Origin of the sequence: Halomonas ventosae, assembly GCF_004363555.1 — a bacterium.
Classification (GTDB): Bacteria; Pseudomonadota; Gammaproteobacteria; order Pseudomonadales; family Halomonadaceae; genus Halomonas; species Halomonas ventosae.
On the sequence record NZ_SNZJ01000030.1, the window covers coordinates 1 to 21,756 of the forward strand.

Sequence of the window (21,756 nt, forward strand, 5' to 3'; positions counted from 1 at the left end):
GAGAAGGCACGGATCTGCTCGCGGGTGCGCTGGATCTCCGGCATCACGTCCTGGCCATCGACCTTGAGCGGCCCCTCGCCGAGGTTGCGCAGGGCGGTATGCAGGACGGGCCGGTCCTCGGTGACGTTGATGATGTCGCCGGAGAACATCTGGGCGCGGCGCTGGACCAGCGCCGAGTGCTCGGCGAGTTCGATCAGCTTGGCCAGCACCTCATCGGAGACCGGCTGCTTGGAGTAGTCGAGGAAGAGCCCGCCGACGCGCAGGCTCATCTTCTCGAAGCGCTGGGGGTCGGCGGCGAAGTAGTCGCGGATGCGGTCGTTGGCGGTCTCGGCTTGCAGGCCCTTGAGGGCCTGCCAGGTGACGCTGCGGGTGAGCTGGAACATGGGGAACCTCTGCGTGTTGTCGGGAGGCGCGCTTTCGCGGCGTGGCTCAGGCCTCGACGGCCACGGCCTGGCTGCCCCGCTTGATCGCCGCATAGCCCAGGCCGGTCACCAGCGAGCCGATGATGATGGCGGCGAGATAGAGCAGGACCGGATTGATGGCGTTGGGGATCAGCAGCACGAAGATGCCGCCATGGGGCGCCATCAGCTTGGCCCCGACCAGCATGGAGAGCGCCCCGGTGATCGCCCCGCCCACCATGCACACCGGGATGACCCGCAGCGGGTCCTTGGCGGCGAAGGGAATGGCGCCCTCGCTGATGAAGCAGAAGCCCAGCACGAAGGAGGCCTTGCCCGCCTCGCGCTCCGGCTTGGAGAACTTGTGGCGTGCCACGAAGCTGGCGATGCCCATGCCGATGGCCGGCACCATGCCCGCGGCCATGATCGCCGCCATGGGGCCATAGGTCTCGGAGGCCAGCAGCCCCACGCCGAAGGTGTAGGCGGCCTTGTTGACCGGCCCGCCCAGGTCGAAGCACATCATGGCGCCGAGCAGGATGCCGAGCAGCACGGCATTGGCCGAGCCCATGTTCTCGAGGAAGGTGGTGAGGGCGGAGAGGATGGCCGCCACCGGCTCGCCGACCACGTAGATCATGGTCAGGCCGGTGACCAGGCTGGCGATCAGCGGGATGATCAGGATCGGCTTGAGGGACTCGACGCTCGACGGCAGCTTGACGTGGCGGGTCACGGCCAGTGCCACATAGCCGGCCAGGAAGCCCGCGAGGATGCCGCCGATGAAGCCGGCGCCGATCTCCGAGGCCAGCATGCCGCCGATCATCCCCGGGGCGATGCCCGGGCGGTCGGCGATGGAGTAGGCGATATAGCCCGCCAGTACCGGGACCATCAGCGCAAACGCCGTGCCGCCGCCGATCTGCATCAGCGCCGCGGCGAGCGTCCCTTCCTCCTGGAAGGCCTCGATGCCGAACACGAAAGAGAGCGCGATCAGCAGGCCCCCGGCCACCACCATGGGCAGCATGAAGGAGACCCCGGTGAGCAGGTGCTGGTAGACGCCCTTCTCCCTGCTGCCCTTCTTCACCTCGCCCTGGCCCGACGACCCGGCACCGCCCGCCTGCTCCACCTCGGCCTCCTCGAGTGCCGCCTCGATGGTCGGCTTCGGCTTCTTCAGGGCGTTGCCGGTGGAGGTGCGATAGACGGGCTTGCCGGCGAAGCGGGCCGCATCGACCTCGATGTCACAGGCCAGGATCACCAGGTCGGCCACGGCGATCTCCTCCTCGGTGAGTTGGTCCTGGGCGCCCACCGATCCCTGGGTCTCCACGCGTATCTCGTGGCCCAGCGACCTGCCCGCCTCGGCCAGCGCCTCGGCCGCCATGAAGGTATGGGCCACTCCGGTGGGGCAGGCGGTCACCGCGACGATCCTGCGGGCGCCGTCGCGTCGGGCGTCGTCGCGCCGGGCGCCGGCTGCCTGCGGGGCGGGTTCCTGCGCCGATGGCTGGAAGTCGCTGGCCTCGCGGCTGGCCCGCTCGAGGAAGGCACGCGGATCGGGCAGGGCCTGGTCGATGGCGGCACGGTACAGCCGCTTGCCGGCGAACCGCTCCGGGGCCGGCACGTGATCGGCGGCGACCACCACCAGGTCGGCCTCGGCGATCTGCTCGGCGGTGACCGGCGTGAGCGGCTCGAGCTCGCCGTGCATCTCGACCCGGGCCTGCCAGCCGAGGCGGCTGGCCGCCTGCTCGAGGCGACGGGCGGCGAGGAAGGTGGTGGCCATGCCGCTGGGGCAGGCGGTGATGATGATGGCGTTCATGCGAGAGCTCCCCCTGCATCGACGTCGTTGAGACGGCGAACGCGGGTCTGTTGTTGGAGTTGCGGGAAATCCGGGGCACGGGCGTCGCCCACGCCCACATGGCGGACGGATTCGGCGGACAGCGCCGTGGCCAGGCGCAGCACCTGCTCGGGCGGATGCCCCGAGAGCACGCCGTGCAGCATGGCGGCGACCAGGGTGTCGCCGGCCCCCACGGTGCTGGCGACGTCGAGGCGCGGCGGCAGGGCCTGCCAGGCGCCGCGCCGGCTGACCCAGAGCACGCCCTCCGGGCCGGCGGAGATCAGCGCCTCCTCGACCCCCTGGGCGTAGAGCCTGAGCGCCGCCCTGAGCCGGGCGTCGGCGCTGGTCAGCGCCGTGCCGGCCCAGGCGGCCAGCTCCTGCTCGTTGGGCTTGACCGCCGAGGGGCGCGCCTCGATGGCCGCCGCCAGTGCCTCGCCGCTGGTGTCGACCCACACCGGCAGGTCGGCCGCGCGCAGGCGGGCAACCAGGTCGGCGAGGTCGTTGGGCGAGATGCCGGGCGGCAGGCTGCCGGCGATCACCACCGCCTCGGGACGCCGCCGGGGATCGGCGGCGCGGGCCTCGAGCCAGTCGAGCAGCCGCTGCCAGGCCGCATCATCGATGGCCGCCCCGGGCCCGTTGATGTCGGTGACCCGGCCGTCGGCCTCGGCGAGCTTGGCGTTGATGCGGGTCTCGCCCGGGACCCGGATGAAGGCGTCCTCCACCGCCAGGGCCTCGAAGGCGCGCAGGAAGGGGCCATCGTTGTCGGCCCCCAGGAAGCCCGAGACACTGACCTCGTGACCGAGCGCGACCAGTACCCGGGCCACGTTGACGCCCTTGCCGGCGGCGGCGAGGTGCGTCTCGCGGGTGCGATTGACCTCGCCCGGCACCAGGCTTTCGAGGCTCACCGAGAGGTCCAGGGCGGGGTTGAGGGTGAGGGTCAGGATCCTGGCCATCAGCGCACCTCCAGGGCGTCGCGGACCGCCTCGCTGGTGGCCTGGGCAAGGGCCAGCCCGGCCTGGCGACGGGCCTCCTCGAGGTCGACCTCGGCGAGCCGCGCCTTGACCAGGGGCACCTGGCGGGCGCTGACCGACAGCTCGTCGACGCCGAGACCCACCAGCACCGGTACGGCGACGGCATCACTGGCGAGCTCCCCGCAGACCCCCACCCACTTGCCGTGGGCATGGGCGGCCGAGACGGTCATCTCGATCAGCCTGAGCACCGCCGGGTGCAGGCCATCGGCCTGGGCGGAGAGCTCCGGGTGGCCGCGGTCGATGGCCAGGGTGTACTGGGTCAGGTCGTTGGTCCCCACCGAGAAGAAGTCCACCTCGGCGGCCAGGGTCGGCGCCAGCAGGGCACAGGAGGGCACCTCGATCATCACCCCGAGCTGGACGTCGGTGGTCCGCTCGGCCTCGGGAATCTCCTCGAGCAGGCGGTCGAGGATCGCCTTGGCGGCGCGGAACTCGCCGACGTCCTTGACCATCGGCAGCATGATGCGCAGCGGCCTGTCCCTGCCCGTGGCGCCCGCCGCAGGATCGCCGGCCGCCGGAACGCCGGCCGCCGCCATCAGCATGGCGCGGAACTGGGTCTCGAGTACCTTGGGGCGGGTGAGTGCCAGGCGGATGCCGCGCAGGCCGAGGAAGGGGTTGTCCTCCTTCGGGACCGGCCAGTAGGGCAGCGGCTTGTCGCCGCCGACGTCCAGGGTGCGCGCCACCAGCGGTCGGCCGTCCAGGGCGTCCAGCGCCTCGCGGTACTCGGCGACCTGGGTCTCGAGGTCCGGCTCCTGGGCATGGGCCATGAACAGGAACTCGGTGCGCAGCAGGCCGACGCCCTCGGCGCCGCGTTCCACGGCATCGGCCGCATGGGCGGTGTTGCCCAGGTTGGCGGCCACCTCGACGCGATGGCCGTCGCGGGTGCGCGCCTCCTGGAAGCGCGCCTCCCAGGCCTCGGCCTCGCGGCGCCGACGCTCGGCGAGGCGCCGCTCGGCGGCCTCGCGGCGCTCCGGGGAGGGAGCGGGAATCACGCGGCCTCGCTCACCATCGAGGATCAGCTCGCTTCCGTCCTCCAGGGTCAGCACCCGATTGCCGGCCCCCACCACGGCGGGAATGCCCAGCGCCCGGGCCAGGATCGCGCTGTGGGAGGTGGCCCCGCCGCGGGCGGTGAGCAGGCCGCGCACCCGGGAGGTGTCGAGGCGTGCCACGTCCGAGGGCCCGACATCGTCGGTGACCAGGATGTAGGGGTGGGCCGGCGGCTCGGGGAGCTCGACCCGGCAGAGGATGCCCAGCACCCGCCGGCCGACGTCGCGCAGGTCAGCGGCGCGCTCGGCGAGCAGCCGGTCGGCGAGCATCTCCTGGGCGCGGGCGGCGGTCTCGATGGCCTCCCACCAGGCGGCCTCGGCGGAGCTGCCCTCCTGGAGCTGTTCCCGGGCGGCCTCGAGCAGTTCGGGATCCCCCAGCATCTCCTCGTGCATGGAGAGGATCTGTGCCACCTCGCCGCCACGCGCCTCGCGCACCAGGGCCTCGAGTTGCTCGCTGCCCTCGCGGATCGCCCGCTCCAGGCGACGGGCCTCGGCGGCGGGATCCTCGGCGCGCTGGGGGTAGTCGAAGTGCGGCGTGCGCAGCACGAAGACCGGCGCGATGGCAAGCCCGGGGGACGCCGCCACGGCCGGGTGGGGGCGGTCGGCCGGCAGCGGCTCCGGGGCCGGCTCGTCCACCACCGCCGCCGTCTGCTCGCGGCTCTCGTCGAAGGGCAGCACCTGCTCGCCGAGCCCCTCGGCCACGGCGTTGCAGACCGCCTCCAGGGCGGCCTCGGCCCCCTCCCCCTCGGCGGAGAAGACGAGCCGCTGCCCGCGACGCGCGCCCAGGTTGATCACCTTGGTCAGGCTGCTGGCCGAGACCGCATCGAAGCCGCCATCGGCCAGGCGCACGCGGATCGCCAGGCCCTGGGCGCGGGCCACCTGCACCAGCTGCTTGGCCGGCCGGGCGTGCAGGCCGTGGGCATTGAGCACCCGCGCCTGGCGGGTGCGGGCCGCGGCGGATTCGCCGGCCAGCCGCGCCAACAGCGTCTCGGCATCGAGGCCGTGCAGCTCGCGTGCGCTGCCGGTGTCTAGCAGGGCCAGGATGCGCTCCAGCAGCCCGCGATGCGCATCGCCCTGGGCGGCCAGGCAGAAGACGCCGGTGACCGGCTCACCCTCCTCCTCCAGGCGCGTATCGGCCGTCGCCAGCGACAGCGCCGGCACCTCGACGCCGCGCTCGCTGCTGACCAGCCAGAGCCCCTGGCCGAGCCCCAGGGGCGCACGTTCGGCGACGCTGGCCACGAAGTCGCTGCCCACGCAGCCGGCCTGGCGCAGTCGCGCCGCCCCGGCCAGCGCCAGCTCCTGACGGTCACGGGCCGGAAAGCCCAGGCAGAGGGTATCGGCATCCAGGCGCGCCTCGACCACCGCCCGGGAGAGCAGCCCGGCGATCTCGCCGCAGGAGTCGGCGGCGGCCAGGCGCTCGGCGACGCCCTCGCGGTCCAGCACATGGGTCAGCTGGCGCAGGATGTCCAGGTGCTCGTCGCTCTGGGCGGCGATGGTCACCAGCACGTGCACGCGGTTGCCGTCGTGCCACTCGACCCCGGCCGGGAACTGCAGCACGCGCACGCCGGTCCGGCGCACGTGCCGGCGGCTGTCGGGCGTGCCGTGGGGAATGGCGATGGCATTGCCCAGGAAGGTCGAGGACTGCGCCTCGCGGTCGAGCAGGCCGTCGCGGTAATCGCGCTCGACGAGGCCCGCCTCGTGCAGGGCCTCGGCGGCCTGATCCAGCGCCATGCGCCAGTCGTCGGCCCGGCGGTCGAGCAGGATATCGTCCTGGCGGAGGGTCAACATGGGTCTCTCCTGTTCGCTCGGGTGACGGACGGTGGTCGCCTCTCGCTCAGCCGCTCGGAGAATCGCTGGATTCGCTAGCTGAATCGTGTCACCTGTGATGTCATTCATGCTGAATCGATTCATACTGGTTGGCAAGGCCGACACACTACGACTTTGGCAGGGGTGGGTGCAGGCCGGCGCCCGTGACGTAGCATCCCCCCACCGGTTACCGAGGACGCCCATGACACTCGCCGAAATCGCTCATCTGGCCGGGGTCTCCCGCACCACGGCCAGCTATGTCATCAACGGCAAGGCCCGGGAGCGGCGCATCAGCCAGGAGACCGTCGACCGGGTGATGGCCGTGGTGCAGCAGCACGGCTACCGGGTCGACGCCCAGGCCGCCGCGCTGCGACGGGGGGCGAGCCGCCTGCTGGGGCTGATCATCCCCGACCTGGAGAACGTCAGTTATGCGCGCCTGGCCAAGCGACTCGAGCGCGGTGCTCGGGAGGCGGGCTACCGGCTGCTGATCGTCGGCTCCGACGACGACCCGGAGAGCGAGCGCGAGCTGGCCCTGGCGCTGCGCGCCCAGCGCTGCGAGGTGCTGATCACCGCCAGCTGCCTGCCCATGGAGGACCCCTTCTATGCCGAGCTGATGGCGGCCGGCCTGCCGGTGGTGGCCGTGGACCGCGGCCTCGACCCGCGCCACTTCGCCAGCGTGGTCAGCAATGACCGGGAGGCCGCCGAGCGGCTGACCCGCTCGGTGCTGGATGACGGGGTGACGCGCATCGCCTGGCTGGATGCGGTCCCGGCCCTGTCGATCAGCCGGGAGCGCCGCGCCGGTTTCCAGCAAGGCCTGGCCGACCATCCGCCGCTGGAGGTGATCACCTGCGGCGCCCGTCGCTACGACCGCGTCGAGGGGGCCCGGCTGATGCGCGAGCTACTCGACGGCCACGGCATGCCCGACGCCCTGGTCACCGCCTCCTACACCCTGCTCGACGGGGTCTTCGACGTGCTGCTGGAGGATGGCGGCCTGCCGCCGGCGCTGCGGCTGGCGACCTTCGGCGACAGCCGCCTGCTGGACTTCCTGCCCCTGCCGGTCAACTCGGCGGTCCAGGACCACGATCGCATCGCCACCCTGACCCTGGCATGTGCCCTCGCCGCCTCGCGGGGCGACTACCGACCAGGCCTGCAGGTGGTCGAGCGTCACCTGCGCTGGCGTCTTCCCGGGCGCATCGCCACCCGGGCCTGAGTCAGGCGCCTGGCGCCCAGGCCTCCAGCGCCGTCAGGGTCAGGGCCAGGCAGCGATGCAGGGCCCCCAGGGCGAGGGCTGCCTCGTCCAGGCGCCCTTCCCTGGCCAGGCGCTCCAGCCGCGTGGCCAGCCCGGCCACCTTCACCGCGCCGAGACTCGAGGCCTCCCCCTTGAGCTGATGGGCGAGGTACTCGACCCGGCTTGTCGCCCCCTCCGCCACGGCCTGCTCCAGGCCGGCGAGATGCGCTGCCGACTGCTGCCGGAAGAGGGTGATCAGGGCGACCAGTCCCTGCCCGCCCAGGCTCTCGCCCAGTGCCGCGAGGGTGGCGGGCTCCAGCGGCTGGTCGGCGGCCCCCTCTCCCGCCGTGGCGGCTGGACGCACGATGTCGAGGGAGGGACCCGCCTGGTGCAGGTGCCGCTGCAGGGTCGCCATCAGGGCATCCTGGAACAGCGGCTTGGTGAGATAGCCGTTCATGCCGGCCGCCAGGCAGCGGGCCTGGTCCCCGCCCGGCCCGCCGGCGGTCATGGCCACCACCGGCACCTCGGCCGACCAGCCGCCGCGGGCACGCAGGCGGCGCGTGGCCTCGAGCCCGTCCATGCCCGGCAGCTGCACGTCCATGAAGATCAGGTCGAAGCGCTCCCGCCCCGCCAGGCGGAGCGCCGCGTCCGCCGAGTCGGCCACGCTGACCCGACAGCCCAGCCGTTCGAGCATGGCGCGGGCAACCTGCTGGTTGACCGGGTTGTCCTCGACCACCAGCAACCTGGCATCGGCCACGCGCTGCTCGGGAACCGCCGCCACCGACGCCTGCGCTTCTGCGTCGCTGTCTGCCGCACTCAGCGGCAGCACGAACCAGAAGCGGCTGCCCTGGCCCTCCTCGCTCTCGAGCCCGATGCGCCCGCCCTGGGCCTCCACCAGTCGCTTGCTGATGGCCAGCCCCAGGCCGGTACCGCCGAAGCGTCGGGCGGTGGAGGGGTCGCCCTGCTGGAAGGGCTCGAACAGCTGCTCTTGACGGCGAGGGGCGATGCCGCCGCCCGTGTCGAGGACCTCGAACAGCACCTGCCCCTCCCCCTCGTCACGCACCCGCAGGAGGACCTCCCCCTGCTCGGTGAACTTGATGGCGTTGGAGAGCAGGTTGAGCAGCACCTGGCGCAATCGGCCGGCATCCCCCACGAGGTAAGGCGGCAGCTCGGGATCCAGCTCGCAGGCCAGGCGGGTGCCCCGGGCCTCGGCCCGGGGCGCGAACAGCGAGATGGCGCCATCGACCAGCTCGCCGAGGGCAAAGGGGCGCGCCTCGAGTTCCAGGCGCTGGGCCTCGATCTTGGAGAAGTCCAGGATGTCGTTGATCAGTTCGAGCAGCAGCCGGGCACTGTCATGGATGGTGTCGGCGTAGTGACGCGCCCGGTCGGGAAGCGGCTGGTCCTGCAGCAGGTCACTCATGCCGATGACGCCATTGAGCGGGGTGCGGATCTCGTGGCTGACCGTGGCCAGGAACTCCGACTTGGCCCGGCTGGCCGACTCGGCCTCTCGGGCGGTGACCTCCAGTTCGCGGCTCAGCGCCTCCAGGTCCCGCCGGGCGGCGGCATTGTCGCGGGCCTCGCGAAACAGGAAGGCGACCACCAGTGACCCCGCCAGGCTCATGGCCAGGATCAGCAGCAGCAGCACGCCATAGAGGGTCTGCAGTCGCTGCCGTTCCCGGGTGGTGGTCTCGGCCAGGTGGCCATTGATGGCGATGATCAGCCGCTCGGTCACGCCGCCCAGGGTCTCGAGCCGCTGGGTCAGGCTGGCCCTGGCCTCATCGTCGAGGCGCTCGAGCCCACGGATCTGTTCATCCAGGGCCTGCAGGTGCCGCTCGATCTCCGGGACCAGCTGCTCGGCCACGCGGATGTTGCCGAGCAGCTGGGTGATGTCGCCATTCTGGAGCAGGGTGAGGCGGCTGTAGAGCAGCTCGAAGCGCAGGCGCAGGGCCTGCAGCGACTCGCGGGAGAGGTCGGGGCGAGCGAGGAAGCTGTGCAGTTGCACCGTGTCCCGGTCGAGCTTGTAGGCGTGCCAGGCCGCATCTCCCCCTACGCTCTCGGCCAGGCTGTCCTGGCGCCAGGCCACCAGGCCCACCACCACCAGGGCGGCGGCGAAGAACACCAGGGCGGCGATGGCACCCAGCTTGAGACGCAGGGGATAGCGCAGCAATTCAGCTCTCCGCGGCCAGGCTCAGGGCACGATGATCCGCTCGACGTGCCACACCGAGCGGAAGCGGATGGCCTCGGTGAGCAGTTCGGGATGCTCGTCGAAGGGGTAGAGCACGAACAGCGGCCCGTACTCGCGGATGGTCAAGGGGTCGCCGTCGCGGGTCATGGCCAGGATCACGTCATGGCGCCGGAAGTCCGCCACCGGCACCTCGGCCTCGTAGTGGTTGAGCGCCCGGATGCGCACCTGCTCGGCTTCAGCGGCACCGACCGTCTCGAGCAGGGCGCGAACCAGCGGGCCCTCGTAGCGTCCCCTGTCGCTATGCCAGGGCGTATGGGTCTCGATGACCCGCGCCGGCAGCGCCTCGAGCATGGCGCGGTCGAAATGCGCCTCGTCGCCCACGTTGGTGTGGGTGATGTCACCACTGAGCGCAAGCAGCACCCTGCCCGTGGGCACCGGCAGCGGCGAGGCCAGGGCGATGGAACAGGACATCAGGGCCGGGAGCAGCAATACGAGCGGACGAAGGGCGATACCGGTCAGCATCGGCAGGCTACCTGCGAACGGGATAAAGAAGTCCCAAGAGTACTCGATTCGGCAGCGGAGGTCAGGCGAGGGTCCTGCAAAAACCTCAGGGGGCGCCAAGCGCCCCCTGAGGTTTCCAGAACTTCCGGGGAGATCGCGTCAGCTCTTCAGCTCCTCCACCGGCTCGATGCGCACCAGGTCCTCGTAGGCGTGCCAGCTGGCGTGGCCCAGGACCGGCAGGATCAGCGCCAGGCCGATGTAGAAGGTCATCACCCCGACCAGCACGCAGCCGGTGAGGATCACCGCCCACAGCAGCATCGGGCGGAAGTTCTTCGACACCGAACGGATGCTGGCCTCGATGCCCTCCATGAAGGTCAGGTCCTGGTCCATCAGGGTGGGAATCGCCACCACGCTGATGGTGAAGGCGCCGAACGCCAGGACGGCACCGATCGCGGTGCCCACCGCCAGCATCATCAGGCCGTCGGGGGTGGTCAGCAGCGTGGCATAGAGTGTCTCGGGGCTCGGGGCCTCGAAGCCGAAGAAGAGCGCGAACAGCAGGGTGGCCAGGCGGATCCAGGCGAGGAAGAAGATCATCATCATCACGCCCATCATCGCCAGCTGCCCTGCATGGCCCTTCCAGCCACCGAAGGCGTCGCCCAGGTTGGGGGCGCGGCCCGCCTCCAGGGCACGGCTGATGCCGTAGGAGCCCACCGCCACCAGGGGGCCGATGAACATGAACCCGGCGACCAGCGGCAGCAGCCAGTGCCAGAGGCCCAGCGTGAAGGCACCGGCGGTGACGGCGACGCTCAGCCCCACCCAGAACATGCCGTAGGCCAGGCTGACCGACATGGCCTGGCGAAAATCCTCGAACCCTGCTGCCAGCCAGGCTCGCGGCTTGTCCATGCCCACCGACCGGATGCTGATCCTGACATTGGGCGCAGCACCCTTGCCACGTTCTCTTGTCGCTGCTGCATTCATGGTCACACCCCTGTTTGCCGCCTGTTGAGTCCCGGTGCTGCCGGGCCGGTTCAGGACCACATCACGGCACCTGGCCATAATGCGCCCTTCATCTCTTAACACCTGATTAATGTAGACGACCACAGCCGATCCCGCAGGGTGTGTTGCATCGCGGCACTCAACGCAGAATGTCCTGGCGGCGCAGGCTTCACCCCAGGGTCTTGCCCAGGGTCATCATCAGCACGAAGCCCACCAGCACCCCCATGGTGGCGTAGGTCTGGTGCCCCTTGCGGTGGGATTCGGGAATGATCTCGTGGCTGATCACGAACAGCATGGCCCCGGCGGCGAAGGCCAGGCCCAGCGGCAGCAGGAAGGCGGCGACGGTGACCACCACGGCACCGAAGGTCCCGCCCACCGGCTCGACGAGCCCGGTGAGCAGGGCCACGCCGAGGCCGGTCAAGCGGCTGTAGCCCACACTCATCAGGCCGATCGCCACGATCAGTCCCTCCGGCATGTTCTGCAGCCCGATCCCGATGGTGATGGCCAGGCCGCCGGTGATGTCGCCGGTGCTGTAGCCGACGCCTACCGCCAGCCCCTCGGGCAGGTTATGGATGGAGATGGCGAAGATGAACAGCCAGATGCGCTTGATGCGGGCCGCCTCGGCGCCGCTCTGCTTGCCCACGGCGAAGTGCTCGTGGGGCAGCAGCTTGTCCAGCAGCAGCACGGCCAGGCCGCCGAGCACGATCCCCAGGGAGACCAGCAGCGCCGCACCCAGCAGATCCGGCACATAGCGCTGGGCCTCGGTGATGGCCGGCTCGGCCAGGGAGAAGGCGGTGGCCGCCAGCATCACCCCGGCGCCGAAGCCAAGCAGGGAATCCTGGACGCGGTAGCTGACGCGCTCGACCAGCAGCACCGGCAGGGCCCCCACCAGGGTGAAGAGACCGGCCACCAGGCTCGCCAGGATGCCGAGCTGCACCCGGCCGAGGCCGTCGACCCAGTCCAGCCGACCGGCCTCCTGGAACCACCATCCAAGCAGCAGGCCAAGCATGGCCAGCAGCACCACCGGCATCAGCCAGGCGCGTCCGATGTATTTCCATTGCTCCGTGGTCATCCGTCTCGCTCCCTGTCGCGCCCGTCCGTGCAACCGTGGACAACCCCGTACGCGAACGCCTCCCGCGGGGGAGGCGTTCGCAGGGTCCTACAGAAGTCGTCGGGCCCGCTCAGCGCACGATCATCACCGACACCTTGGAATGGTGCACCACGTGCTCGGCATTGGGCCCGAGCACATAGTCGGCGAACTTGCGCTTGTTGTGGGAGGCCATGACGATCAGGTCCACCTCGAGCTTCTTCGCCGCTTTGACGATCGCCTCCCAGGGAGAGCCATCGACGATGACACTCTGGGCCGTGATGTCCTCAGGCACGTGGTCACGAATGAACTCGTGCTGGGCCTCGGTGATCGCCTCATGGGCCTTCTGGGCGAAGTCCTTGGGAAAGTAGGAGCCGACCAGCGGCATGCGGTAGTCCGGCAGCACCGTCACCACATGCAGCGACGCGCCGAAGCTGCGGCATAGCGCTACCGCCGTCGGCAGCGCCTTGGCCCAGGAGGCCTCCTCGTTGAGATCCACCGGCAACATGATCTTCTGGTACATGACGCTCTCTCCTTCAGGCTGACGCCGCGGCGGCACTGCGATCCCGCCGCCGGCGCTGCATCACTACGATCAGGCCGAACACCAGGAAGGCCGGAATCCACATCAGCTCCTTGCTCCAGCGGTCCACCGGGGCCAGCACCTCGATGATCTCCTGGTCGAAGTCGAAGCCCATATCCGCGGCCTGGCTGCCATAGGCCACCATGTCGACCACCGCTCGCTCGTCCTCGATGATCAGCTCCAGGCCCAGGTTCTCCAGGCGCTCTTCGCCGGTCTCGCCCTCCGGCACCGGCAGCTGCATGTAGGTGGTCATGGGATCGCCATAAGCATCCAGGCCACTGATCTGCAGGCGCAGGGTGCTCTCCTCGTCGACGCTGCCCAGCGCCTCGGCGAACTGCGCCGGCGGCACCGACTGGTAGGGATCGTGGATGCGATCCATCCAGAAGCCGGGCCGGAACAGGGTGAAGGCCACCAGCAGCAGCACGATGGACTCGTACCAGCGGTTGCGGGCGATCATGAACCCCTGGGTGGCCGCGGCGAAGATCAGCATGGCAATGGTCGATACCACGAAGATCACCACGCCCTGCAGGGGCGAGACATCGATCAGCAGCAGGTCGGTGTTGAAGATGAACAGGAATGGCAGCGCCGCAGTACGCAGGCTGTAGTAGAAGGCCTGGAAGCCGGTGCGGATCGGATCGCCGCCCGAGACCGCGGCCGCGGCGAAGGAGGCGAGCCCCACCGGCGGCGTGACGTCCGCCATGATCCCGAAGTAGAACACGAACAGGTGCACCGCGATCAGCGGCACCAGCAGGCCATTCTCCGCCCCCAGGTTGACGATGACCGGGGCCAGCAGCGCCGAGACCACGATGTAGTTGGCCGTGGTGGGCAGGCCCATGCCGAGGATCAGGCTGAGCACCGCGGTAAGCAACAGGATCAGCATCAGGTTGCCCATGGCGAGGGTTTCCACCACCTCGGCCAGCACCAGGCCGACACCGGTCTGGGAGACCGCGCCGACGATGATGCCGGCGGTGGCGGTGGCGATGCCGATGCCGATCATGTTGCGGGCACCAGTAACCAGGCCGTTCCACAGGTCCATGACGCCCTCGCGCAGATCCGCCGCCATGTCACTGCGCCCACGGAAGATCGAGGTGATGGGACGCTGGGTGAGGATGATGAAGATCATGAAGACCGTGGCCCAGAAGGCCGACAGCCCCGGGGAGAGGCGCTCAACCATCAGGCACCAGACCAGCACGATCACCGGCAGGATGTATTGCAGGCCAACCAGCACCGTGGGCTTGGTCTGGGGCAGCTTGTAGATGGGGGTGTCCGGGTCGTCGAGCTCCAGTTCGGGATAGCCCGCGGCCAGCTTGAGCAGAGCAACATAGATCACCGTCAGGGCGACCGCGACCACCCAGGGCGTGGCATCGCCCAGCACCGGCTTGAGCCAGCCCAGGCCGTAGTAGACCGCCAGCGCCGTAACCATCATCAGCAGCAGGCCGCCGAGGAAGCCGATCACCTTGCGCACCAGGGGCTTGGGCGGATTGCTGCTCTCCAGCCCCTGCATGTTCGCCTTCATGGCCTCCAGATGAACGATATAGACCAAGGCGATATAGGAGATCAGCGCCGGCAGGAAGGCATGCTTGATCACCTCGACATAGGAAATGCCCACGTACTCGACCATCAGGAAAGCCGCGGCCCCCATCACCGGCGGCATGATCTGGCCGTTGACCGAAGACGCCACCTCCACGGCACCGGCCTTCTCGGCGGAGAAGCCGACACGTTTCATCATCGGCACCGTGAAGGTGCCGGTGGTCACCACGTTGGCGATGGAGGAGCCGGAGATCAGGCCGGTCATGGCCGAAGCCACCACCGCCGCCTTGGCCGGGCCGCCCTTGTAGTGGCCGAGCAGCGAGAAGGCGACCTTGATGAAGTAGTTACCGGCACCTGCCTTGTCGAGCAGGGCGCCGAACAGCACGAACAGGAAGACAAAGCTGGTCGAGACCCCCAGCGCGATGCCGAAGACCCCCTGGGTCGTCAGCCACTGGTGATTGACCAGGCCGAAGAGGCTGACCCCACCGTGGGACAGGATCCCCGGCATCCAGGGGCCGGCCAGGCTGTAGACAAGAAAGACCGATGCCACGATCATCAGCGGCGGGCCGAGCGCCCGTCGCGTGGCCTCGAGCAGCAGCAGGATGCCGGCTACGCCGATGATCACGTCCTGCAGGATCGGAGCGCCCGGTCGCTGGGCGAGCTGCTCGTAGAACATGAACATGTAGGCGCCGCAGAAGGCCGCCGCCGCCGCCAGCACCCAGTCCTGGACGGGAATCCGATCACGGGGCGAGCGCTTCAGCGCCGGATAGGCCATGTAGGCCAGGAAGAGCGCGAAGGCCAGGTGGATCGAACGGGCCTCGGTGGCGTTGAAGACACCGAAGCCCAGTATGAAGGGGATCGGGGATGCGATCCAAAGCTGGAAGAGCGACCAGGCGGCGGCAATGCTGACCAGCAGCTTGCCTGGCGTCCCGGCCGGCTTGCGGGCCCCGGAATCGCTCGAGGCGACCATATCCTCCAGGTCGACCTCGTGCCCGGTGGTCCTCTTGTTGTCCTCAGTCATAAGCGTGCCCTGCTCTGTAACGTGTGCCCTGGGAACCCCTGCTGGTAATGCCCTTGGGCATCCCAAACAGAATGCGCGGCCCCCTCGGGTGACCGCGCATTCTTCACCGAGGTGACATCACCTCAGGTCTTCGGATCACTCGATCCAGCCCTGCTCGCGATAGTAGCGGGCGGCCCCTTCGTGCAGCGGCGCGGAGAGTCCGGAACTGACCATTTCCTGCGGGTCGAGGTTCTCGAAGGCCGGATGCAGGCGCTTGAAGCGGTCGAAGTTGTCGAAGATCGCCTTGACGGTCTGGTAGACGACCTCCTCGTCGGCCTGGGCGGTGGAGACAAAAGTAGCCGCCACGCCGAAGGTCTCGACGTCCTCGTCATTGCCCTTGTAGAGCCCACCGGGGATGACCGACTTGGAGTAGTAGGGATGCTCCTCGACGATGCCGTCGATGGCCTCGCCGGTCAGCGGGATCAGGCGCGCATCCACGGTGGTGGTGGCTTCCTGGATGGAGCCGTTGGGGTGACCGACCACGTAGACCATGGCGTCGACGTTGTTGTCGGCAAGGGCCGCGGCCTGCTCGGCGGCATCCAGCTGGGAGGCCAGGGCGAAGGTATCCTCGGTCCAGCCCTTGGCTTCCATCACCACTTCCATGGTGTTGCGCTGGCCGGAGCCCGGGTTGCCGATGTTGACACGCTTGCCCTCCAGGTCATCGAGGGTCTCGATGCCGGAATCGGCGCGGGCCAGCAGGGTCAGCGGCTCACCGTGGACGCGGAAGACCGCCCGCAGGTCCTCGTAGGCCTCGCCCTCGAAGTTGCCGGTGCCGTTGTAGGCCTGGTACTGGACGTCGGACTGCACCACGCCCATGTCCAGCTCGCCGGACTTGATGCCGTTGATGTTGGCCACCGAGCCGCCGGTGGAGGGCGCGTTGCACTTGATGTTGGCGTCTTCCAGACGGTTCACCAGGCGACAGACGGACTGGCCGACCACGTAGTAGACGCCGGTCTGGCCACCGGTACCGATGGTGATGAACTTCTCTTCTTCCTGGGCCATGGCCGGCGACGCGAACATCGCGGCCCCCAGGATCGCGCCGGTGAAGGCAGCAGCAGAGAATGCATGGCGTTTCATGAATACACCTCTTTATTTTCGACAAACGTGTTGTGCAAACGGGTTCCTGTATGGCAGCCCCGTGACGCGACCGCCGGCGGCGTTGCCGCCCTCTCCTACTTTAGCGAAAAAAGCGGGCGTTTGATGAGGCCTTTTTCCATAGGTTGGAGTCTAGACCCCTGAACACGTTTAGTGAGCGTTAATTTTCCTCGCCTTTTATCACGCAGGGCGTAACGCTCAAGGCTATGAAACGCCTCACGACGCCTTCATGATCAGCGCCTGCTTCTCCTCCTTCATGGCCGCGAACTCGGCCTCATAGAAGAACTCGCTCTCTCCCAGCGCGGGCTCCAGGTGGTTGAGCCAGGTGGCGGCCTCGTCATATTTCGCGAAGAAGGGCCGCTGCACCCAGTCGCTGTCGCGGCCCTGGATAAAGCGCAAGACGAAGACCTTCTCGCCCTTGATCTCGGTGACGCCCTGGATCTCCACCTTGCCCGGATCGGCCGACATCGAGGGTCCACGGGCGGTACGGGCCAGGCCCGGCACCTGTTTCATCGCCTCGCGATAGAGCTCCCAGGCACGCACCAGCGGCACCTCGAAGTAGTGGCGAGCGCCGGTGTCGCGCTCGACGAACATGTAGTAGGGAATCATCCCCAGGCGCACCTGGGTGGTCCACATCCTCGCCCACTGGTCGGCATCGTCGTTGATGTGCTTGAGCAGCGGCGCCTGGGTGCGGATCTCCGCCCCGGTGGCGCGGATACGGCGGATCGCCTCGCGGCAGATGGGGGTGTCCATCTCCTTCCAGTGGTTGAAGTGCGCCATGAAGGCGACATGCTTGCCGGCCGCGGTCAGTTCCCTGAAGAGGTCGAGGATATCCTCGGCGTCCGGATCGGTGACGAAGCGATAGGGCCAGAAGGTCAGGCTCTTGGTGCCGATGCGAATGTCCTGGACATGATCCAGCTCCGGCGCCATCAGGCCCTCCAGATACTGGCGCAGGTGCTTGGCCTTCATCACCATGGGGTCGCCGCCGGTCATCAAGAGGTCGGTGACCTCGGTGTGCTCGGCGAGATAGCGGTGCAGGGAGTCCGCCTCGCTGGAAGCAAACTTCAGCTCCTTGTCGCCGACGAACTGCGCCCAGCGGAAGCAGAAGGTGCAGTAGCTGTGGCACACCTGTCCCTGGCTGGGGAAGAAGAGCACCGTCTCGCGGTACTTGTGCTGCATGCCGGGCAGCGGCTCGCCGTCGAGCAGTGGCAGGTTGAGGTCCATCTGCCCCGCCGGGTGGGGGTTGAGCTCGGCGCGGATGCGCTCGACCACCGGTTTCATCTCGGCGGCGGGGGCGTCGCGACGCACCAGCGCAGCCACTTCCTCGAAGTGCTCGGGGCGCAGCATGCCGCGCTGGGGGAAGGTGAGCTGGAAGACCGGGTCCTCGGGGACGTTGCTCCAGTCGATCAGCTCGTCGATCACGTACTCGTTGACCCGGAACGGCAACACCTGGCTGACCACCCGCATGTCGAAACGCAGGTCGTCAGGCAGATGCTGGATGGCCTCGATCCTGTCCAGTTGGCGGTGGGTATAGACCTTGAACTGGCGGGCCTCGAAGGCCTCGGCCCGGGAATCTCCGAGATCGATGTTGACGCGCTGGTTCATGCCACCTCCTGATGTCGTGGTGCGGCGGCGGGGCGGCCATAGGCGCCCTGCACGGCAGACGCGATCGTCCGCTGCGCCGGCAAGCAACCGGGGCACCGCGAGTGGTTCGGGGGGTGGCCATTGGTACAGGGTCGCTGACGTCGCTGCAAGTTTCTGCGCCCAATTGCAACGAATGTCACGCCTTTGACGGACAACTGCAACGAATGTGCAACACCCAGACAGCGCGAGAAGCCCGCTTCAGCCCCGCTGCCGGGGGTGGCGGATCAGCAGCGCGGCCAGGCGCTGCAGGCGCGGCGCGCCAAGCAGGATGAGCATGAAGGCGATCGGCCAGGCGATGTAGAAGGCGCGCCACCAGCGGCCGGCGAACCCGTTGCCCAGGCCGGTATTGACCCAGGTGATGACGAAGGTCATCAGGGTGACCATGTAGATGGACATCAGCACGGCAAACACCAGGGGGGCGAAACGCGGGGGAAACAGCATCGGCGACTCCGGACACGGGAAAGGCACAGCGGGTAGACTGTGCATGGTACGCCAGCACCCCGGTGGATGCCGCGCGGTGCGCCCATGGGTCGCAACAGGAGCCCGCATGCAGCTACTCGCCGGCCAGATCACCATCCCTCGAACCCGCACCCGCGAGGAACAGCTCGACCACCTGCGCCGCGTTGCCGAGCGCATACGAGGCGCCTGTGCCCGGGGCACCCCCGACCTGGTCGTGCTGCCGGAGCTGGCCGCCCAGGAGTACGGGGACGACGCCTTTGCCTGCCTGGAGGCGCTGGACGACGACCTGGCCGGCCCCGTCGCCACGACCTTCTCCGACCTGGCCCGGGAGCTCGGCACCACCATCGCCTTCGGCATGGCCCGGCGCGCCGATGGCCGGCGCCATATCAGCCAGGTACTGGTCGGCCCCGACGGCTGCCTAGCCGGCGTCTACGACAAGCTTCACTGCGCCCAGTTCGGGGCCTCGGGCGAGGCCGCTCACTTCTCGCCGGGCGAGCGGCTGCTGGTCACCGAGGTCGCCGGCTGGCGGGTCGGGGTGGTGATCTGCTACGACCTGCGCTTCCCCGAACTGGCCAGGCGCCTGGCCGACGCGGGCGCCGAGCTGGTCCTGCACCCGGTGGCCTTCACCCGGGACTTCAGCTTCGCCAGCTGGCACGCCTTCGTCACCACGCGTGCCATGGAGAACCAGCTCTACTGGCTGAGCCTCAACCGTGCCGGGCACGACTGGGGCCAGTCGCTGTTCTGCCCGCCACTGGTGGACGACGACCACCCGCCCCTCGCCTTCGGCAGCGACGAACAGTGGCACCGGCTGACCCTCGATAAGCAGGCGATTGCCGCGGCCCGCGCGCGCCTGCCGCTGTCCCGGGACCGCCGCGACGACCTTGATGTCCTGCCGCTCTGGCGGCCAGACTGAACCGCATCAGCCGCCAGGAGGAGAGCGTGATGGGCACCATCGAATGCGTCCAGGGCGATATCGCCCGGCAGGCCGACATCGACGCCGTGGTCAATGCCGCCAACGCGCAGCTGCGCAGCGGCGGCGGTGTGGCCGGCGCCCTGCATCGCGCCGCGGGCCCCGGGCTCGCCGAGGAGTGCCGCCCGCTGGCGCCGATCCGCCCCGGCCAGGCGGTGATCACCGGCGCCCACGGGCTGCCCAACCGCCACGTCATCCACTGCCTGGGGCCGGTCTACGGTGTCGACGAGCCCGCCGACGAGCTGCTCGCCGCCTGCTACCGCAACGCCCTGGAACTGGCCGAGCGCGATGGCCTTCGCTCCATCGCCTTCCCGGCCCTCTCCGCCGGGGCCTTCGGCTACCCACCGGCCGAGGCCGCCCGCGTGGCGCTCGCCACGGTGCTGCAGACGCTGCCCGGGTGCCCGGGCATCGAGCGGGTACGCTTCGTGCTCTTCGATGCCGACAGCACCGCGCTCCACCAGCGGACGCTTGAGGCCCTGGAGAGCGGACAGCGGTAGGCTACCCCAGGTTGTAGCCCAGCACCCTCGGCAGCCAGAGGGCGATCTCGGGGAACACCGCCACCAGGACGAGCGCGCTCGCCATGGCCGCCACGAACAGCAGGGCCCAGCCCACGGTCTGCTCCAGGCGCACCTTCGCGACCTCCGTGGTCACCATCAGGTTCACCGCCACCGGCGGGGTGAACTGGCCGATGGCGATGTTCATCGCCAGCAGGATGCCGAACCATACCGGGTTCCAGCCGAAGTGCTGCATCACCGGGATCAGGATCGGCATCATGATCAGGTAGATGGAGATGGCATCCAGGAGCATGCCGGCCACCAGCACCGCCAGCATGATCAGCACCAGCAGCAGCGGGCCGCTGTCGGAGAGCCCGACAATCCACTCCGCCAGGTGGCGGAAGGTGCCGAGCATGGTGCCTGCCCAGGCGAAGATGCCGGCCAGGGCGATGATCAGCATCACCACGCCCGAGATCACCGCGGCCTCGCCCAGCAGTTCCCAGAGGTCCCGCCAGCGCATCTCGCGGGTCAGGAAGAGGCCCACCAGGGCGCCATAGGCGACCGCCACCACCGCGGCTTCGGTGGGGGTGAAGAGCCCGCTGCGCAGTCCGCCGAGGATCAGCACCGGGGCGAACAGCGCCGGCAGCGCCTGCTTGAAGGTCTCGCCCACCCGGGGGTGCTCCGCCCCCTCCACGGGCGTGCCCCCTTCCCAACCGTAGCGACGGGAGACCAGCAGCGCCGGCCCCAGCAGCGCCAGTCCGGCGAGGATGCCGGGGAAGAGCCCCGCGGCGAACAGCGCCCGAAGGTCGACCCCCGGCACCACGATGGAGTAGAGGATCAGCGCCACCGAGGGCGGGATCAGGATCGCCGTGGAGGCCGAGGCGGCGATCAGGGTCGCCGAGAAGGGACGGGGGTAGCCGGCCCGGGTCATGCTCGGCAGCATCACCATGGCCACCGCGGCGGCATCGGCAGGGCCCGAACCGCTCATCCCGCCCATGATCATGCAGACCAGCACCGCCACCAGGGCGAGGCCGCCGTGGCGCGGTCCGATCAGCGCCTGGGCGAAACGCACCAGCCGCGCCGCCACCCCGGCTCGCTCGAAGATCAGGCCGGTGAGGATGAACAGCGGGATGGCGATCAGCGGGTACTTGGCGATGCTGTTGTAGGTGTTGGTGCCCAGTGTGGCCAGCATGGCCGGCGACAGTCCGGAAAGGATCCCCACGGCGCCGGCCAGGCCCAGCGAGAAGGCCACCGGCACCCCCGCGATCAGCAGCCCGGCGAAGGCGAGCAGCATCCAGAGATCAGGACTCATCCTCGAGCCTCCCGCGCAGGCGATCGCGGGTCTGCTGCAGCTGGCGCAGCAGCATCAGCCCCGAGAGCAGCGGCAACCAGGCGAGATACCACCACTGTGGCAGCCCCAGCCCCGGAGAGAGCGAGCCCCACTGGAATTCCTGCCAGGTCATCCTGGCGCCGAACCAGGTGATCAGCCCCAGCACGACGAGCCCGCAGCCCCCCTGGAAGAGGATCAGCGCCTGGCGCGCGGGCCCGGGCAGGGCACGCTCCAGCAGGCCGATGCGGATATGGCCGTTGCGGCGCAGCGCCACCGAGGCGCCGGCAAAGGTCAGCACCACCAGCAGGAACACCGAGAACTCCTCGGTGAAGGCGAAGGAGCCACCGGTGAGGTAGCGCACCAGCACGTTGGCCAGGCTGATCAGGCCGATGATCAGGATCGCCAGGGTCGCCAGCAGGCGCTCGGGTCTTGCGTCGGGATCTTTCATGGGTGTCGCGGCGTCATGGGGTGGGAAACGCCATCGGCCCCGCTAAGGGGCCGAT

At 69.2% G+C, this 21,756-nt stretch carries 17 protein-coding genes and 1 pseudogene; 3 read left to right on the plus strand and 15 right to left on the minus strand.

Features of this window, described 5'->3' with window-relative positions:
* From pgi to ptsP, 4 genes and pseudogenes are all read right to left on the minus strand, one after another.
* Nucleotides 1-383 (minus strand): annotated as a pseudogene (pgi, locus tag DFP85_RS18360) (glucose-6-phosphate isomerase); the annotation flags it as partial.
* A gap of 46 nt (nucleotides 384-429) precedes the next feature.
* Nucleotides 430-2,196, minus strand: coding sequence for a PTS fructose-like transporter subunit IIB (locus tag DFP85_RS18365; protein WP_133637857.1), 1,767 nt, complete (start codon nucleotides 2,194-2,196; stop codon nucleotides 430-432).
* Entirely contained in the window at nucleotides 2,193-3,167 is a 975-nt protein-coding gene (gene pfkB, locus DFP85_RS18370; protein ID WP_133637858.1) for a 1-phosphofructokinase, read from the minus strand. Before pfkB ends, DFP85_RS18365 begins: the two co-directional genes overlap by 4 nt.
* Nucleotides 3,167-6,076: a phosphoenolpyruvate--protein phosphotransferase gene (ptsP, locus tag DFP85_RS18375; RefSeq protein ID WP_133637859.1), complete on the minus strand. Its 2,910-nt coding sequence runs from the start codon at nucleotides 6,074-6,076 to the stop codon at nucleotides 3,167-3,169. Before ptsP ends, pfkB begins: the two co-directional genes overlap by 1 nt.
* A 220-nt stretch (nucleotides 6,077-6,296) precedes the next feature.
* Here ptsP and cra point away from each other — a divergent pair, with 220 nt between their 5' ends.
* Nucleotides 6,297-7,304, plus strand: coding sequence for a catabolite repressor/activator (gene cra, locus DFP85_RS18380; RefSeq protein ID WP_133637860.1), 1,008 nt, complete (start codon nucleotides 6,297-6,299; stop codon nucleotides 7,302-7,304).
* Between the two features lies 1 nt (nucleotide 7,305).
* Here cra and DFP85_RS18385 read toward each other — a convergent pair whose 3' ends face one another.
* The 9 genes from DFP85_RS18385 to DFP85_RS18425 all read right to left on the minus strand — a co-directional run bounded on the left by DFP85_RS18385 (nucleotide 7,306) and on the right by DFP85_RS18425 (nucleotide 18,441).
* Nucleotides 7,306-9,489, minus strand: a complete 2,184-nt coding sequence (locus tag DFP85_RS18385; protein WP_133637861.1) for an ATP-binding protein — start codon at nucleotides 9,487-9,489, stop codon at nucleotides 7,306-7,308.
* 21 nt (nucleotides 9,490-9,510) lie between these two features.
* A complete protein-coding gene (locus tag DFP85_RS18390) occupies nucleotides 9,511-10,029 on the minus strand; it encodes a putative pterin-binding protein (RefSeq protein WP_133637862.1) in 519 nt (172 codons plus the stop codon).
* A 138-nt stretch (nucleotides 10,030-10,167) separates the two neighbouring features.
* Complete coding sequence (locus tag DFP85_RS18395) at nucleotides 10,168-10,986, minus strand: DUF2189 domain-containing protein (RefSeq protein WP_133637863.1); 819 nt, start codon at nucleotides 10,984-10,986, stop codon at nucleotides 10,168-10,170.
* 187 nt (nucleotides 10,987-11,173) lie between these two features.
* Nucleotides 11,174-12,076, minus strand: a complete 903-nt coding sequence (locus tag DFP85_RS18400; protein WP_133637864.1) for a ZIP family metal transporter — start codon at nucleotides 12,074-12,076, stop codon at nucleotides 11,174-11,176.
* A gap of 109 nt (nucleotides 12,077-12,185) precedes the next feature.
* Nucleotides 12,186-12,614 (minus strand): universal stress protein, encoded by a 429-nt coding sequence (locus DFP85_RS18405; RefSeq protein WP_133637865.1) that lies wholly within the window; start codon nucleotides 12,612-12,614, stop codon nucleotides 12,186-12,188.
* 13 nt (nucleotides 12,615-12,627) lie between these two features.
* A complete protein-coding gene (locus DFP85_RS18410) occupies nucleotides 12,628-15,222 on the minus strand; it encodes a TRAP transporter permease (RefSeq protein WP_133637866.1) in 2,595 nt (864 codons plus the stop codon).
* A 135-nt stretch (nucleotides 15,223-15,357) separates the two neighbouring features.
* On the minus strand, nucleotides 15,358-16,338 hold the full coding sequence (locus tag DFP85_RS18415) for a TAXI family TRAP transporter solute-binding subunit (protein ID WP_133637867.1): 981 nt from the start codon (nucleotides 16,336-16,338) through the stop codon (nucleotides 15,358-15,360).
* A gap of 234 nt (nucleotides 16,339-16,572) precedes the next feature.
* Nucleotides 16,573-17,961 (minus strand): KamA family radical SAM protein, encoded by a 1,389-nt coding sequence (locus DFP85_RS18420; RefSeq protein WP_133637868.1) that lies wholly within the window; start codon nucleotides 17,959-17,961, stop codon nucleotides 16,573-16,575.
* A 237-nt stretch (nucleotides 17,962-18,198) separates the two neighbouring features.
* On the minus strand, nucleotides 18,199-18,441 hold the full coding sequence (locus DFP85_RS18425; RefSeq protein WP_133637869.1) for a DUF2798 domain-containing protein: 243 nt from the start codon (nucleotides 18,439-18,441) through the stop codon (nucleotides 18,199-18,201).
* Between the two features lie 106 nt (nucleotides 18,442-18,547).
* Here DFP85_RS18425 and DFP85_RS18430 point away from each other — a divergent pair, with 106 nt between their 5' ends.
* Entirely contained in the window at nucleotides 18,548-19,372 is an 825-nt protein-coding gene (locus tag DFP85_RS18430) for a carbon-nitrogen hydrolase family protein (protein WP_166644666.1), read from the plus strand.
* 29 nt (nucleotides 19,373-19,401) lie between these two features.
* Entirely contained in the window at nucleotides 19,402-19,926 is a 525-nt protein-coding gene (locus DFP85_RS18435) for a macro domain-containing protein (RefSeq protein ID WP_133637871.1), read from the plus strand.
* Nucleotide 19,927: 1 nt separating this feature from the next.
* Here the strand turns inward: DFP85_RS18435 and DFP85_RS18440 are convergent, their stop codons facing one another.
* Both DFP85_RS18440 and DFP85_RS18445 read right to left on the minus strand, forming a co-directional pair.
* A complete protein-coding gene (locus DFP85_RS18440; RefSeq protein WP_133637872.1) occupies nucleotides 19,928-21,235 on the minus strand; it encodes a TRAP transporter large permease in 1,308 nt (435 codons plus the stop codon).
* Nucleotides 21,225-21,701 carry a TRAP transporter small permease gene (locus tag DFP85_RS18445; RefSeq protein ID WP_133637873.1) on the minus strand — a complete coding sequence of 159 codons (477 nt, stop codon included), beginning with the start codon at nucleotides 21,699-21,701 and terminating at the stop codon, nucleotides 21,225-21,227. The genes DFP85_RS18440 and DFP85_RS18445 overlap by 11 nt, the downstream gene beginning before the upstream one ends.
* Nucleotides 21,702-21,756 lie beyond the last annotated feature (55 nt).